Below are 14,129 nucleotides of genomic sequence, written 5' to 3'. Positions count from 1 at the left end.
ACAATAGTAACCGGTCCGGTGGCGACTTTGTGATTCGAAAGTGACAATTACAGGAAGAACGGCTCGTTTACAAAACGATTGAAATGAAAAGTTCCACCTCTCCGGCATTTGTAACGACTTCGACTTCCTCTTTGTAGGCGCGAAATATCGATCCGGACAAAACGCACTCGTCGACCTGAGCCCATACGTCCTCGATCGGATCCGCCAGTGCGCCACTGGGCGTGAATACTGCGAACACACCGGTCGGTATCGAAACGAACACATCGCCCACAGCCACATCACTCGGCGAGTCCACCGAGACCGCGACCACCGCATTGACCGTGCCGTGCGGATCCGGAACGTACACCGTGCTCACCTGGGTTGCGTCGATGTGCTTCTCGCGCACACGATCTCGCAGGAATCGCATCCACTCGCTACCGCTCGATTCCGCGCCGGGCTCCACCCGCGGTGCCACCAACCCACTGAACAGCTCCGCGCTGCGTGCCGTGACACGGAAGGTCATCACGAACCGCCGGGCGCAGTGATCGCCAGATAGAGATCGATCTTGTACGCGTGCGGATAGCACTCGTAGTCGCCGGTGAACGATCGCACGATCTCGCCCTGCTCTTCGGCATGATCGATCTGAGTCCACAATCGAGTGAGAACCTCGGGGAAATACCCCACCGCAGAAAAACGCGCGTATTTGGCCGCGGGCACTTTCGCAACCAGATGTCCACGCTCGACCTGACCGAGTGAAGAACACAGATAACCGACTACCTGTGTATTGTACGAACCGATACCGGGGGCGTAGTCCGTATAAATGGAAGCGAGCGGACCGGAGGTCTCCTGATTGAGAACAGCGGACCATGCTTGATCGAGCGCCGGGTCGTTGAGGCGACCGAGCGCCCGTTTGGGGCTGCGAACTGGAAGACCAGCGACCCACGTTTCGTCAAGGTCGACGATCTCGAACGACATTCACACTCCGTAGAGAAGTTGCAGGGGCAGATCCTGTGTTCGGAACCGGCCCGATCACAATATCGCCCGTCAATCTACCGGCGCGACTGGTAGGTGGATCGTCGAACGATCAACCGAACATCGCACCCGTCTCGATCGCCGCAACAGCTGCCGACGGTTCCTGCCTCGAAGCTCAGGGTCCGCTGCATCGCACCGGTCACTGCGGCCCACCCGTGCGTGCTCGATCCCCCGGTTCTGCGGGCCAGGCCGGCTCCGGTCGATCGCCGACACGAATCCGGCCCGGACCGCCCGTCCTCGAAGGACCTGCTTCGGCGGCCCTGCCCGCATTCCTCACGCAAGAAGGAGGACGAACACAGCGCCGAAGTATCTACTTTCCGTGCGCTGCGGCAACGTAACTCTCGCCGCGAATATCCGACAGACCACGCACAGGCGTGTTGCTCGCTCCGGAATGCGAGACCGGGAGAATCCGAGATTCGCACGACGACAGAATTCGCGTCAGGGGCCAATGCACCGTGTGCAGAACCAGGTCCGAAATCAGTAATCTGCGCAACCAGCCACTGGCCAGACCGTGATGGGCCCACGTGCGATACGAACTCCGGACGTAATGCCGATACTCGAGCGGCGGCGTCAGTAACCGACGGCCGGACACCTCGACGCGCATCGGCTCGATCTGCGCGATCCGCAGACCGACCTTGTTCAGACACAGCGACAGATCGATGTCCTCGTGCAGGTCGGTTCGCAGGCTCGTACTGTCGCGAACGGCTTCCCACGCGGATCTGCGGATAGCGAAGTTGTTGCCCGATGCGGCAGAAACCCACTGCTCAGCAGGCCTGTTCCGCACGGAACGGTTGACGAATGCCCGGTACGGGCGCGCCCACGGAGAGTCGTAGAGGTAGATCGGGCCGGTGACTGCGACATAGTCGAGTCGGCGATCGAAGAAATCCAGTACCGCGTCGACCCAGCCGGCCTGGACACGGGTATCGGCGTCGATGCGGCCGATGACCGATCCGTGGGCGTGATCGAAACCGGTGTTGCGTGCGTGCACGACGCCGCGCTCGGACTCCCGCAGCAGCACCACCTGCGGAAATCGCCGCGCGTATTCCGCGACGATGGCCGCCGTGTCGTCGGTCGAATTGTTGTCGACGACAATGATTTCGTGAATGCGTTCGCGTTGAACGAGCAATGCATCCAGGCATTCGCGCATGTGAGCCGACTCGTCGAACGCAGGCACAACAATGGAAAGAGTATTCACAACGCCAACCCCTGACATATTTTTGGCAATCGTGTAGCTCGATACCCATTGGCGCTGAACGCATTTGAATTCGAGCCGCTGACGTTGACGATGCTACATCATTACTTCAAGAAAAGAACCCGTCGAATTATTCGGACTTTATGAATCAGAATTCGGAATTCGGAGGAATTACCAATCTGTGCATTGCTTCCCGATCACGAAAATCGGCCTTCTCCCCGATCCACTGCTGCGCTGCGGGAAGGTCGTTCAACTCTCGGCGACGGCGCGCCGGAGACCCGACGTACACACCGTCCGGTTCGCAATCTGCCGTCACCAGCGAGTTCGCCCCGATGATGCAGCCGGCCCCGATGTGCACGCCCGGCATCACGACCACGCCCGATCCGATCCACGCTCCCGGTCCGATCACCACCGACTCTCCCCGCAATGCACCTGCGCGATGATGCGACGGCCCGGTCTCGTGAGTACTGGTGAGAATGCGAACGTGATCCGCGATGAAGACGTGATCACCGATCACGATGTCGGCAACGGTGTCGAAGTAGCAGCCGAAGTTCACGAACACGCCGGTGCCCAATCGAACCGATGCTTGCCCCTGAATCATGGAACCGCCGTACATCAGGCACGGACCGGTCGTCCGTAGACCCGCAGGCCGCAGAACCGATGCGCGCAGCACGGCGGGCAAGAAGGGCACATTCGCCAACGAGACGACAGTCGCCTGACTCATCTGAGCGAGGGCCCAGCGGACGTCCGACGGGTTGCGCATCCAGTCGCGGATACGCGAACCGGCCGTCACGCGGCGGCTCGCATCCGTTCGTCGGACTCGGCACGATCGTCGACCGGCAATGCCCGGCACGGTACTGCGGCGAACAGTCGCGAGATCGGCCACCGCAGTGTGTGCATCAGCCAATCCATCGCCACGATGCGACCGAGCTTGCGCGACGCCAGACCGTGCTCCTGGTAGGAGCGGTAGCCCGCCAACGCATAATGGACGTATTTCACCGGCGATGTCGTTGCGCGCCTACCGGACACTGCGGCCTTCATCGACCCGTTCTGGGCAACAGGCAAGCGCTCGGCAGCCAGGCACAGGCACAGATCGATGTCTTCGTGGACACAGGTTCGCTCACTGACCGCATCGCGAACCGTGCGCCAGGCTGATGCGCGAATCGCGAAGTTGTTGCCCGATACTGCCAGGGCGGCGCGCACCGTCGGCTCACGTCGTTCGGCGCGCGAATGCATCCACGCGAGGGGCCGAGCCCAGGGTGATTCGTAGAGGAACGTCCGGCCACCGGTGGCGGCGACGGAGGCATGCTCGTCGAAGAAGTCGACGATCGAGCGCGCCCACCCGGGCCGAACACGGGTATCGGCGTCGATTCGACCGATGATCGACGAGTCCACCAGGTCGAATCCGGTGTTGCGAGCGTGGACCACGCCGCGGTTGGGCTCGTGGACCAGCATGACCTTGTTCGTGATCGCGCGGATGTCGTTCACCAACCGAAGCGTGCCGTCGGTCGACCCGTTGTCCACCACGACGATGCGGTCGATGTCGTCGCCCTGATCGAGCAGCAGCGTCAGACATTCACCCAGATGATCGACCTCGTCGAGCACCGGAATTACCACACTGAGAGTGTTCATCGCGATCCCCTGACAAATTCGGACTTTGAATACAGCTCAGCCACGAATTCGAACTTACGACATGTTCCAGAAATTGCCTAAAGCTGCCCCGAATTGCATATCCGCAGCTCACTGGCTCGAAAGGTTCTTTCGGTCGGGTCGCATCGCTTCAAACAATCGAATCGACGGTTTTGTGCGGCAATTATGCAACTGCAGTTTGCGAAACACGCCTTCTGAAATCGAATCCCGAACCGATCACCCAATTCGTTCGATATGAATCCATCTCGAATTCACTTCGCGGTAACACGTGCCTCCGCAGTTGCCGGGACCACGAAAAAACCGCCACTCGCGTGAGTGACGGTTCTTCGTGTCGGTGGAGCTGAGGGGAATCGAACCCCTGACCTTCTCGATGCGAACGAGACGCGCTACCAACTGCGCCACAGCCCCTTTGCCGTCATGTCGACCGGCTGGGTAACTCTAGCAAAGTCGCTTCGGGTGTCGGTTACGCGCCCTGGGCTCTGCGCAGGTCCCGGTCGTCGTCACGACGGGCCTGGAACGGCTCCTCGTAGTGGTCGAGGTGCTCGAATTCGGGATCCTCGTCGTCGATCTCGAGCACCACCGCGCCGGGGCGACGCAGTCGCTGCGGGACGAGCTCCAACTCTTCGTCGGTTTCCGATTCCACGCCGAGACGTGATCGGCCCATCCGAGTGAGCCGACGCCTGCGCACCTCTTCCTCGATCTGCACCTGACGACGCAGGTAGTACAGGTAACCGACGAGGACAGCGACGGACAGTCCACACAGCCACCAGACCGCCGGGGAGATGATGAAGGCCAGGGCTGCGGTGGTGATCGCCGCGAAGACCAGGCCCAGGACGGCGCGCTGTCGGAATGCGTACCGCGCGGCCCGGGCGATCGCATCGGCCTCGGGATCGAAACCACCGCGTCCGCGTCGGCGAGGAACGAAATCGTCGTCGACGACACCGGGTTCGTGCGCGGGCGAACCTCCGCGCGGTGCTTCCGTGTCCGGTGCCTCGCTGTCGAGGTCGCTGTCTGCAGCGTGAGTGTCCATCGGGTCCTCCGCGGTACCGGGTAGATCGGGTGAGTCTGGACGAACGGTCGCGATCGCGGCACCGAAGATCTCTCGGGCCGGCGCGGAGACTCGCAGGTCGTCTTCCGGTCGCCAGTCGGGATCGCTGCGATGCCCGGTCGCGGGGCCGCGCTGCTTTCGCTGGGTGCCACCCCGATGCAGCACGCGGGTGGCGAGGGCAGCGTCCGTGGTCTGCATGATCTGCGGACGCTTGGTCATGAGCATGGGCAGAAGAACGAAGAGCCAGACGGCTACGAGACCGATCCAGATGATCGAGTTCGGCATCGGCGTTGTTCTCCTCCCCTTGGACGACGGCGACAGTGAAAGACGTCCTCAGGCTATGCGGAGGAAGAACGAGAACGACGCAGACGCGCCGACCCGAATTACACTCCTGTCACTTTGACAACACGAGTACTCGCGCCGCGGCCGCGAAGATCACGCCCACGCAGCCCGGCCCGCGCGAACCAACCGCTCGACGACGGTTCCCTGCACCTCACCCGAGGTGATCGCGACGAGCTTGTGATCGCGCCATTCGCCGTCGACATCGAGGTACTTGTAGAGCAGCCCCTCTTCACGAAAGCCGACGTTGCGCAGCACTGCCTGACTGGCCAGGTTCTCCGGTCGCACCGTCGCTTCGACGCGATGCAGTCCGACCGGACCGAAGCAGTGGTCGAGCCCGAGCGCCAAGGCCGCGGTGGCCACACCCTTGCCGTTGACCTCCTTGGACACCCAGTACCCGATCCAGGCCGATCGAAGTGCTCCCCGCACGATGTTTCCGGTGGTGATCTGGCCACAGAATTCACCGTCGACTTCGATCACCATCGGCAGCATGTGCCCCTTGCGCGCCTCGGACTTCAGGCCCGAGCACAGCGTCGGCCACGAGGAGATGTGATGCCGCGAATTCCAGCTACCCTCTCCGCTGGGCTCCCAGGGTTCGAGGTGGGCGCGATCCTCCGTGCGAATCCGGCTCCACGCGGCCGCATCACGCATCCGTACCGGCCGCACGGTGACGGTTCCGGCGGCCACTCTCACTGGACCCAATTTCGCCGGCCAACCTGGGTGGCTCGACCACGTTCGCGGCATCCGTCGATGTTATGCGCTACGCGCAGTGGCGTGGTTATGTGCCCTCCGCGGCGCTTGAACACGCCACTGGCGTCAGCCTCTCTGAGCGAGGAACGAGACCTTCACTTCTTCGCCGGTGCGGATTTCGGTGACCTCGGGATCGATGACGACCAGGCAATTCGCCTCGGCGAGTGTCGCGAGTAGGTGCGAGGAGGATCCTGGTGCGCCGCCGAGCGCCTGCACCAGGTATTCACCGGTTCCCTCGTCGCGCATGAGCTGGCCGCGCAGAAATCCTTTGCGGTCCTCGATCGAGGTGATCGGCGCGACGGTTCGAGCGGTCACGGTCCGTCGCATCGGCTGCCGTCGGCCCAGAGCGATCCGAATCAGCGGACGCACCATGACCTCGAACACCACCAACGCGCTGACGGGGTTGGCAGGCAACAGGAAGGTGGGTACTTCGTCGCGTCCGAGTTGACCGAAGCCCTGGACGGACCCGGGGTGCATGGCAACTCGTTCCACTTCCATGTCGCCGAGTTCGCCGAGCGCCTCGCGCACACCGTCCGATGCGCCGCCGCCCACCGCTCCGGCGATGACCACAATCTCGGATCGAATGAGCTGGCCCTCGACCACCTCGCGTAGTCGCTTGGGATCGGTGCTGACGATCCCGACCCGATTGACGTCGGCTCCGGCGTCACGCGCTGCGGCGGCGAGCGCGTAGGAATTGACGTCGTACACCTGACCGGGCCCCGGGGTCCGATCGGTGTCGACCAGTTCCCCACCGACGGAGATCACCGACAGTCGCGGCCGAGGATGCACCAGCACCTTGTCGCGCCCGACGGCGGCGAGCAGCCCCACCTGAGCCGCGCCGATGATCGTGCCTGCGCGAACCGCGACGTCACCGGGCTGCACGTCGTCGCCGATCTTGCGGACGTAGTCACCCGACCGCACCGGACGGAACACCTTGACGCGGGCACGACCGCTGTCGGTTCGATCCAGGGGCAACACGGCATCGGCCAGTGTCGGCAGCGGCGCGCCGGTGTCGACTCGCACCGCCTGACGCGGTTGCAACCGGATGGGTTGACGCGATCCGGCGGACACCTCGCCGACGACGGGAAGCGTCAGATCGATGCGTTCGTCGTCCTCGTTGCGCAGGTCGGTGCCCGCGGCCGCCACATCGACGCTCCGTACCGCGTAGCCGTCGATCGCTGCCTGGTCGAAACCGGGAAGGGGACGCTCGGTGACCACTTCTTCTGCACACAGCAGGCCCTGTGCTTCCGAGATGGCGACCCGGACAGGCCGTGGAGCCACCGCCGCGGCGGTCACCCTGGTCTGCTGATCTTCGACCGAGCGCATCTGGCCCTTCCTCTATGGCATCGACCCGCGATGCTATTCGTACGTGGTCAGTTCCGGTGCCCAGCTGTCGCTCAAGCGTTCGTTCAGCCATTCGCGCAGCGCCGGACCGTAGTCGTCACGTTGTAGAGCAAAGTCAACCGCAGCGCGCAGGTATCCCCCGGGATTTCCGAGGTCGTGTCTCGATCCACGGTGCACCACCACGTGCACGGGATGGCCTTCTTCGATGAGCAGCGCAATGGCGTCGGTCAGCTGCAGCTCGCCGCCCGCACCGGGCTTTATCCGGCGCAGAGCGTCGAAGATCGCGCGGTCGAGCAGGTAGCGGCCCGCGGCAGCGAGGTTGGACGGGGCGTCCTCCCGCTTGGGCTTTTCGACCATACCGGTGACCTTGAGGACGTTCGGGTTGACCGCGTCGGGCACGATCTCGACGGAGAAGACGCCGTAGGAGGAGACCTTGTCGTCGGGGACCTCGATGGCGCACAGCACCGAGCCTCCGCGCTTGGCGCGCACGCGGGCCATGACGTCGAGCACACCGCGGGGCATCACGAGATCGTCGGGAAGCAGAACGGCAACGGAATCCTCGTCGTCGTCGAGGACTTCTTCGGCACAGGCGACGGCATGTCCGAGTCCGAGCGGCTCGTGCTGAATGACCGATTGGACGTCGAGCAGACCGGGGGCAACTCGAACCTTCTCGAGCATCTCGAGCTTGCCGCTGGCCTCGAGCTTGTTCTCGAGGACGAGGTCCTCGACGAAGTGGGCGACGACGCCGTCCTTGCCGGGGGACGTGACGATCACGAGTCGCTGCGCGCCGGAATCTGCTGCTTCGCCTGCGACTAGCTCGATGCCGGGAGTGTCGACCACCGGAAGCAGTTCTTTCGGAACGGTTTTCGTGGCCGGCAGGAACCGGGTACCCATGCCCGCTGCGGGAACGATGGCCGTGCGGAAATGCACGGGCGTGGCGGCGGTCGTCGCTGTAACGGCTTCTGTCATGGTGCTCACCCTATCCATGGTTTCTGGTGATCTGCTTGCCGTGTGCTGCGTTTTACCCCCGAGTGCATATCGTTGAACGACAGCACAGGAAGGGAGGACGAACCGTTGTGACCGTTCCCGAATTCACGGAGAACACGTCCAAGGATCGATGGCGAAAGCATGTTCTCGCCGAACGCCGACTGCTCGACGGTGCGCAACGCGCAATGGAGTCCTCCGCACTCTGTCACGTCCTGGGCGAATTGGCGGCCGAACACTCGGTGATCGCCGCATATGTTCCCGTCGGCCGGGAGCCCGGTTCGATCGAGATGCTCGACGCCATGGCCGCGGCCGGGTCGACCGTTCTGCTTCCGAGTGCACACGAGCCGGGTCCGTTGCGCTGGGCTCGGTACGCCGGACGAGAGTCGTTGGTGACGGCCCCGTTCGGGCTGTTGAAACCGGGCGGACCGACGCTCGATCCCGATGCGGTGTCGGGTTGCTCACTGGTGCTGATTCCGGCGCTAGCCGTAGACCGGCGCGGAACCCGGTTGGGCCGAGGCGCGGGCTTCTACGACCGCACCCTCGATCTGTGCAGGCGCGACGCCATGCTGGTCGCGGTGGTGCGTGAGAACGAACTGGTCGATCGCCTACCCGCCGAACCGCACGACAGACCGGTGACGCACGTGTTGACCCCCGGCAGCGGACTCCTACGCTTGGGTACGGAATAACGCTACGATTCGATTCGTTGGCACTCCTGACTGTAGAGTGCTAATGCTCTCCCCAGTTTCGACAGTTTCGACGAACAGACAAGACACCGGCGGTGTTCGGCCTCGGCCAGCAGAGTGGCGAATTTCCTCGGTGACCAGCGCGGAGGAAACACGATGCCCACTTACTCATACGCATGCACCGAGTGCGACAACCGCTTCGACATCGTTCAGTCCTTCACCGACGACACACTGACGGTGTGCCCCGCGTGCTCGGGCAAGCTCCGCAAGCTGTTCAACTCCGTCGGCATCGTCTTCAAGGGCAGCGGCTTCTACCGCACCGACAGCCGCGGCGGCGGGGGCACCTCCAGCGAGGGCGCGGGCGAGAAGAAGTCCGATGCGGCCGCTGCGAAGTCGGACTCGAAGTCCGAGTCCAAGCCCGCGGAGAAGAAATCTTCCGATTCGTCGTCGTCGAACTCTTCGTCTTCCTCGTCCACCACGAAAGCTGCTGCCAGCCAGTAGCTTTCCGCTTCATCCACAGGCCGGGCCGTTATCCACAGCCCGGCCTTTTCGGTGCCTGTACCGGAACGGCCACCGATAGCGTTTCGGCCATGGCTGCCGGCAAGAATCGACTCGACTCGACGCTGCTCGATCGCATCACCGTGCGTCCGGCGTGGGTCGGATCCACGAAATTCAGACGGATCGCAGCGGGAGTTCTGGTCGCCGTTGCCGCCGTTCTGTTCGTCGACGACACCGCCGATGACGACCGAGTACGAGTGATCACGGCCGGACGCGACCTGACACCCGGCACCGTACTCACCTCGGCCGATGTGGCGGCGGCCGAGTGGGACCGGGCGAACGTCCCCGAGGGCGCACTCGTCGAGTCCGAGGCCGTGAACGGTCGAACACTCACCGGACCGGTCCGGTCGGGTGAATTGCTCACCGACGTACGCCTGCTCGGATCTCGGACCGGCACGACGGCCCTGGGGACCGAGGCACGCGTCGTACCGGTGCATCTGGCCGATGCTGCGGTAACCGACCTGCTGCGGGAAGGTGACCGCGTCGACGTGTTGACGGTCGAGTCTCAGGAGAACCCCGATGCAGTCCCCGCGGCCCGGGTTCTCGCGTCGGGAGCGATGGTCGTGCTCGTCTCCGCCGACGCCGGTGGCAGCAGGCAGCAAGACCGCGTAGTACTGCTGGCTCTACCGACGAACGATGCAACAACGGTTGCGGCCGCCTCGTTGGTCAGCGCAATCACCGTCACCCTGCACTAACGTCTGTCGAGACAGAACAAACCGAACGTTGGGAGAAGGGCTCATGCTGAAGGGCTTCAAGGACTTTCTACTCCGCGGCAATGTCGTGGATCTCGCAGTCGCGGTCGTCGTCGGCGCGGCATTCACCGCCATCGTCACCGCATTCACGACGAACGTCATCAACCCCCTTGTCGCAGCGCTCGGTGGCAGCAACGAATACGGCTTCGGGTTTCAGATCACGTCGTCGCCGGAATCGTTCGTCAACGTCGGCGCAGTCATCACCGCGGTCATCAATTTCGTCATCATCGCGGCAGTGGTCTACTTCGTACTGATTCTCCCGGTGAACACGGCCAAGAAGCGCTTCGTCAGTCAGCCGGAGAAGGAACTGAGCGACGTCGACGTGCTGGTTCAGATTCGCGACATCCTCGCGGGGGGAACCGAAGCGGGACAGAAGCTTTCGACTTCAGCCGACACCACCGGCGGTAGCGGCGAGGCAATCGACGCGGCACCGGATCTCGGCAAGCACTCCAAGGACTGATTCGCGCACCCGAGCCAGTCGGGTCCCCTATCGAATGAATGCGCCATTCACGCTGTCTGACAGCGTGAATGGCGCATTCATTCGTTCAGGGGGGGAGGGCCGCTCCCTCGTTCGATCTCGGCCGTGGTGTCAGCCGATGCTGAACGGCTGTCCCCACAGCGTGGTGGTTGCCGTGACGGCATCGTTGTCGATGGTGACCTTCACGTACGAACGGGCCTCGGCGTAGCCGGCACATCCATCGACGCTCAGGGTTTCGTCGGCGTAGGTGTAGCCGCCGCCGTTACCGTCGAACGAGAACTCGTTCGACACCTCGGTCGCCACCGTGACACCGTCGATCTCGGCGGACTTCTCATCGGCGACGAGCTTGACGTCGTTGAACTGGCCGGGGGCGAGGCTCAGCTCGACGCCTGCACCGATGTCGTACGTGTTCGGCTGAGTGCGGTTGATCGTCAGTGAGCTCAGGTCGCCCGGCTCGAGGCCGATGGTGTTGCCCTGGCCGAAGGATGCGTTTCCATCAGCACCGATCGCGGCGCTGAAGTCCACCTGGCAGCCGACCAGGAAGCCCGGCTCGATGGATCCGCCACTGGCATTGGACGTCTCGACGGTGTAGTTGCCGGTAACCCACACGTTGCGCTGGGTGGGTGTGGCACCCATCGACGGCGAGATCAGCGCGCTCTGGCCGAATCCTTTGACGGTGACGGTGGTTCCGTCGATCAGCGTCTTGCTGATCTCGTTGTCCTGCAGTGGAACGAAGGTGTCGGCGCTGGCCGCTCCGGCTGACAGGAACCCGATGGCGACTGCGCCGACGGCTCCGGCTGCGGCGATCTGGAATCCGCGCCGCATGGTGGTGGTGTTCTGCATAGCTACCCCTTTTGGGAAAGTGACACGCGCTCTAGGCGAGGGTGAATGAAATGGTGGGAAGCTCAGCCGAGGCTGAACGGCTGGCCGTAGAGCGTGCCCTTGTAGCGGTAGTTGCCGGTGAGTTCGAGTGTGGTGTACGAGCGAGCCTGCGCGTAGCCACCGCAGTTCTCCACGGAGATCCCGACGTCCTGGTACTGAATTGCGGTGAACGGACCCTTGACGTCCTTGCTGCCGAGCTCGACCTGTGCCACTTCCTTGTCCTTGATGGGGACGTTGACTCCGACGCCACCGTCGAACTTGTTGGTGGTCTCGCCTTCGCCGCCGATGAGGAACGGGATGGGGAACAGCGTGATGATGTTGGTGTTGCCGCCTTCGATACCGAAGCCTGCGTTCATGTCGAGGCTCAGATCATCCATGTCGAGCTGGCAACCGACGAGGTAGCCCGTCTTCAGGGTTCCGGTCACTCCCTCGGGAACGTCGGCGGTGGCGGTGCCGGTGACCCACCCGTTTCGATTGAGCGGGTTGTTCGCGATCGCGGGCGAGATGACCGCGGACTCGTCGACGTGCGAGATCTTGTACGGCCCCGCAACCTTCTCGCCGTTCGGCAATGGAACGAAGGTATCGGCGCTGGCTGCGCCGACCGAGAGCATTCCGATGGCAACGGCCGAAGCCGCGCTCACTGCGGCGATTCGACTGACCATGCGCAGCGCGGAGTGACGAATATTGTTCATGATTCCCCTCATATGACCGGCCGATGCCCCATCCGATGGCCGGACCGATCGGGAGACATCTTTTCTCGCAGAAGAATACTGCACGAATCGGCACGAAGCATCCACAACGGACGCAATATCGATGCATGTTTCAGCAGCTCACAGATACCGTCCCTGCTTGTGCTACCTAAACAGCGCCTGCGCTCGCAAACTGACGGCCCCATTCGCTGCAATCGCCGGCATTGTGCTGACACAAAGCAAGAGAAGACACTAAAAATGCACAATGTGTACAACAAACCGAATCGAATATCGACGATATTTTTCTGCACACCATTCATTCGACCGACACGACGATGCCCTGCAATCCGTCGACTGCAGGGCATCGTCGAGCATTTGCCCCGAAACTAGAACTTCAACAGCGGAAACTCATCGAGCGTGACGGCGGTGCCGTCCGCTTCACAAGCCGACGCAACGGCGTTTGCATTGTCGACGAATTTCTGCCCGGATTCGCTGTCCGGCTCGGAGAGTTCCAACGAATCGCCGGGCAGATCGGCCACGAGAGTCGTCAGAGCATTCTTGACCTCGCCTGTCGCCTGCTCCGACTGGGTGGTGAATTCACTCAGCGAAGCGGCCTTGTCCGCGGTCCATTTCTCGACACCGGCCTGATCGGTGGGGACGGCTTCGACGGTGGCGACGAAGTCGTTGTGCGACGTCGCGAAGGCCGTGCAGGTATCGGCATTCTCTCCCGATGCAGCATCCGAGGATTCGCTGCTACATCCGGCCAGAAGCAGAAATGCCGCGCAGGCGACGGCAGAGAGAGCTTTCGTTTTCATTGTCGGTCCCCCGGACCCCTTCTCGCAGGCAGCACCCGAGCACTGTTCTGCGGTGTCGATTCGTTCGGTTCTTCGAGTACACAGCAATCAGGCCCGCCCGGGAAACCCGGGCGGGCCCAATCGATTTCGGCTAGGTCAGCCGAGGATGCTGCTGTTGATCAACCGATCGAGATCAGTTGAAGGTCCACGGTGCACCGTAGGTGACAGCAACGTCACCGGTGGAGCTGGTGACCGAGACGTACGGACGAACGCGGACGTTACCGAGGATGCCGGTAGCGGTGCCGTGAGCGTTGGCGATCTGGATGGTGCCGGAGGGACCTTCGGCGTCGCCGCTGGTGCCCTGGATCTCACCGGAAGCTGCGGTCGCATCGACGATGCCGGGGCCGGGAGCGATCTCGGCCTCGAAGCCGACCGACGGGAGCAGGTCGCTCGTGGAGATGTCCACCGACGGGGAGTCACTCGGGAGGGTGAACTCTGCGCTGATGTTCGGAGTGGTGTAACCGAAGGTGATCGACCCACCAAGGCTCATCGGGTAGCCGACCTGGTAGCCGATGGCGACGGTGCCCTCGAAGTCGTCGGCGTCGGGACCGGTGACGGTCCAGCCTGCGACACCGTTGGCGAACCACTCACGGGTGAGCGGGTTGCCGTCGAGCGGCGAGACGCTGTTGATGAAGGTGTCGGACAGCGAGACGGTGATGACGTTGCCGTTGGCATCGACGACCGTGTTGGTGCTGTCCACTGCAGCGGACGCGGTTCCGGTACCGAGTACCAGGCCGACGACCGACGCGCCGGCGACAACCGCAGCGCTCATGGACTTGAGTCCCCGGCTACGCCGCGACTTCTGGATCTCCGTCATTTATTCCTCATCATGTTCAGTCCCAGCGCGGTGTCGCACGGGGAAGCTTGTGGCTTTCACCCTCGAACTAGATCGGCTGCTTCAGTGCAGTCGAG

General features: G+C 63.0%; 17 protein-coding genes and 1 tRNA gene. 4 read left to right on the top strand and 14 right to left on the bottom strand.

Annotated features, from left to right (window positions below; translation table 11 throughout):
* Nucleotides 1-67 precede the first annotated feature (67 nt).
* The 10 genes from CH276_RS07895 to CH276_RS07850 all read right to left on the bottom strand — a co-directional run bounded on the left by CH276_RS07895 (nucleotide 68) and on the right by CH276_RS07850 (nucleotide 8,303).
* Nucleotides 68-406 (bottom strand): effector binding domain-containing protein, encoded by a 339-nt coding sequence (locus CH276_RS07895; RefSeq protein ID WP_254924311.1) that lies wholly within the window; start codon nucleotides 404-406, stop codon nucleotides 68-70.
* Nucleotides 407-501: 95 nt separating this feature from the next.
* Entirely contained in the window at nucleotides 502-954 is a 453-nt protein-coding gene (locus CH276_RS07890; RefSeq protein WP_032395733.1) for a GyrI-like domain-containing protein, read from the bottom strand.
* Between the two features lie 367 nt (nucleotides 955-1,321).
* A complete protein-coding gene (locus CH276_RS07885; RefSeq protein ID WP_176459155.1) occupies nucleotides 1,322-2,206 on the bottom strand; it encodes a glycosyltransferase family 2 protein in 885 nt (294 codons plus the stop codon).
* A gap of 145 nt (nucleotides 2,207-2,351) precedes the next feature.
* Nucleotides 2,352-2,996 carry an acyltransferase gene (locus CH276_RS07880; protein ID WP_254924304.1) on the bottom strand — a complete coding sequence of 215 codons (645 nt, stop codon included), beginning with the start codon at nucleotides 2,994-2,996 and terminating at the stop codon, nucleotides 2,352-2,354.
* Entirely contained in the window at nucleotides 2,993-3,835 is an 843-nt protein-coding gene (locus CH276_RS07875; protein ID WP_094631235.1) for a glycosyltransferase family 2 protein, read from the bottom strand. Before CH276_RS07875 ends, CH276_RS07880 begins: the two co-directional genes overlap by 4 nt.
* A 353-nt stretch (nucleotides 3,836-4,188) precedes the next feature.
* Nucleotides 4,189-4,261 (bottom strand) — tRNA-Ala (locus CH276_RS07870).
* Between the two features lie 55 nt (nucleotides 4,262-4,316).
* A complete protein-coding gene (sepX, locus tag CH276_RS07865; protein WP_032395735.1) occupies nucleotides 4,317-5,186 on the bottom strand; it encodes a divisome protein SepX/GlpR in 870 nt (289 codons plus the stop codon).
* Between the two features lie 150 nt (nucleotides 5,187-5,336).
* Complete coding sequence (locus CH276_RS07860) at nucleotides 5,337-5,984, bottom strand: GNAT family N-acetyltransferase (RefSeq protein ID WP_032395736.1); 648 nt, start codon at nucleotides 5,982-5,984, stop codon at nucleotides 5,337-5,339.
* Between the two features lie 72 nt (nucleotides 5,985-6,056).
* Nucleotides 6,057-7,316 (bottom strand): molybdotransferase-like divisome protein Glp, encoded by a 1,260-nt coding sequence (glp, locus tag CH276_RS07855; protein ID WP_032395737.1) that lies wholly within the window; start codon nucleotides 7,314-7,316, stop codon nucleotides 6,057-6,059.
* 33 nt (nucleotides 7,317-7,349) lie between these two features.
* Nucleotides 7,350-8,303, bottom strand: coding sequence for a UTP--glucose-1-phosphate uridylyltransferase (locus CH276_RS07850; RefSeq protein ID WP_032395738.1), 954 nt, complete (start codon nucleotides 8,301-8,303; stop codon nucleotides 7,350-7,352).
* Between the two features lie 107 nt (nucleotides 8,304-8,410).
* Here CH276_RS07850 and CH276_RS07845 point away from each other — a divergent pair, with 107 nt between their 5' ends.
* From CH276_RS07845 to mscL, 4 genes are all read left to right on the top strand, one after another.
* Nucleotides 8,411-9,007: a 5-formyltetrahydrofolate cyclo-ligase gene (locus CH276_RS07845; RefSeq protein ID WP_094631234.1), complete on the top strand. Its 597-nt coding sequence runs from the start codon at nucleotides 8,411-8,413 to the stop codon at nucleotides 9,005-9,007.
* A gap of 153 nt (nucleotides 9,008-9,160) precedes the next feature.
* Nucleotides 9,161-9,505, top strand: a complete 345-nt coding sequence (locus tag CH276_RS07840) for an FmdB family zinc ribbon protein (RefSeq protein WP_032396238.1) — start codon at nucleotides 9,161-9,163, stop codon at nucleotides 9,503-9,505.
* Between the two features lie 89 nt (nucleotides 9,506-9,594).
* Nucleotides 9,595-10,257 (top strand): SAF domain-containing protein, encoded by a 663-nt coding sequence (locus CH276_RS07835; protein ID WP_094631233.1) that lies wholly within the window; start codon nucleotides 9,595-9,597, stop codon nucleotides 10,255-10,257.
* 43 nt (nucleotides 10,258-10,300) lie between these two features.
* Entirely contained in the window at nucleotides 10,301-10,774 is a 474-nt protein-coding gene (mscL, locus tag CH276_RS07830) for a large conductance mechanosensitive channel protein MscL (RefSeq protein WP_045196436.1), read from the top strand.
* Nucleotides 10,775-10,903: 129 nt separating this feature from the next.
* Here mscL and CH276_RS07825 read toward each other — a convergent pair whose 3' ends face one another.
* The 4 genes from CH276_RS07825 to CH276_RS07810 all read right to left on the bottom strand — a co-directional run bounded on the left by CH276_RS07825 (nucleotide 10,904) and on the right by CH276_RS07810 (nucleotide 14,034).
* The gene (locus CH276_RS07825; RefSeq protein ID WP_254924302.1) at nucleotides 10,904-11,635 is read right to left on the bottom strand and encodes an MspA family porin; all 732 of its coding nucleotides are present in this window, start codon (nucleotides 11,633-11,635) and stop codon (nucleotides 10,904-10,906) included.
* 62 nt (nucleotides 11,636-11,697) lie between these two features.
* A complete protein-coding gene (locus CH276_RS07820) occupies nucleotides 11,698-12,366 on the bottom strand; it encodes an MspA family porin (protein WP_094631290.1) in 669 nt (222 codons plus the stop codon).
* Between the two features lie 383 nt (nucleotides 12,367-12,749).
* Entirely contained in the window at nucleotides 12,750-13,178 is a 429-nt protein-coding gene (locus CH276_RS07815; protein ID WP_094631232.1) for a hypothetical protein, read from the bottom strand.
* Between the two features lie 172 nt (nucleotides 13,179-13,350).
* Entirely contained in the window at nucleotides 13,351-14,034 is a 684-nt protein-coding gene (locus CH276_RS07810) for an MspA family porin (RefSeq protein WP_094631231.1), read from the bottom strand.
* Between the last annotated feature and the right edge of the window lie 95 nt (nucleotides 14,035-14,129).

Source organism: Rhodococcus sp. 06-470-2 (genome assembly GCF_002258235.1).
Taxonomy (GTDB): Bacteria; Actinomycetota; Actinomycetes; order Mycobacteriales; family Mycobacteriaceae; genus Rhodococcoides.
This window is presented reverse-complemented; position numbering and strand designations above follow the sequence as displayed.

Excerpts from the sequence above, each read along its gene's own strand:
- CH276_RS07895 (WP_254924311.1), bottom strand. The coding sequence starts at position 406 with ATGCGATTCCTGCGAGATCGTGTGCGCGAGAAGCACATCGACGCAACC.
- CH276_RS07890 (WP_032395733.1), bottom strand. The coding sequence starts at position 954 with ATGTCGTTCGAGATCGTCGACCTTGACGAAACGTGGGTCGCTGGTCTT.
- CH276_RS07875 (WP_094631235.1), bottom strand. The coding sequence starts at position 3,835 with ATGAACACTCTCAGTGTGGTAATTCCGGTGCTCGACGAGGTCGATCAT.
- sepX (WP_032395735.1), bottom strand. The coding sequence starts at position 5,186 with ATGCCGAACTCGATCATCTGGATCGGTCTCGTAGCCGTCTGGCTCTTC.
- CH276_RS07860 (WP_032395736.1), bottom strand. The coding sequence starts at position 5,984 with ATGCCGCGAACGTGGTCGAGCCACCCAGGTTGGCCGGCGAAATTGGGT.
- glp (WP_032395737.1), bottom strand. The coding sequence starts at position 7,316 with ATGCGCTCGGTCGAAGATCAGCAGACCAGGGTGACCGCCGCGGCGGTG.
- CH276_RS07850 (WP_032395738.1), bottom strand. The coding sequence starts at position 8,303 with ATGACAGAAGCCGTTACAGCGACGACCGCCGCCACGCCCGTGCATTTC.
- CH276_RS07840 (WP_032396238.1), top strand. The coding sequence starts at position 9,161 with ATGCCCACTTACTCATACGCATGCACCGAGTGCGACAACCGCTTCGAC.
- CH276_RS07835 (WP_094631233.1), top strand. The coding sequence starts at position 9,595 with ATGGCTGCCGGCAAGAATCGACTCGACTCGACGCTGCTCGATCGCATC.
- mscL (WP_045196436.1), top strand. The coding sequence starts at position 10,301 with ATGCTGAAGGGCTTCAAGGACTTTCTACTCCGCGGCAATGTCGTGGAT.
- CH276_RS07825 (WP_254924302.1), bottom strand. The coding sequence starts at position 11,635 with ATGCAGAACACCACCACCATGCGGCGCGGATTCCAGATCGCCGCAGCC.
- CH276_RS07820 (WP_094631290.1), bottom strand. The coding sequence starts at position 12,366 with ATGAACAATATTCGTCACTCCGCGCTGCGCATGGTCAGTCGAATCGCC.
- CH276_RS07815 (WP_094631232.1), bottom strand. The coding sequence starts at position 13,178 with ATGAAAACGAAAGCTCTCTCTGCCGTCGCCTGCGCGGCATTTCTGCTT.
- CH276_RS07810 (WP_094631231.1), bottom strand. The coding sequence starts at position 14,034 with ATGACGGAGATCCAGAAGTCGCGGCGTAGCCGGGGACTCAAGTCCATG.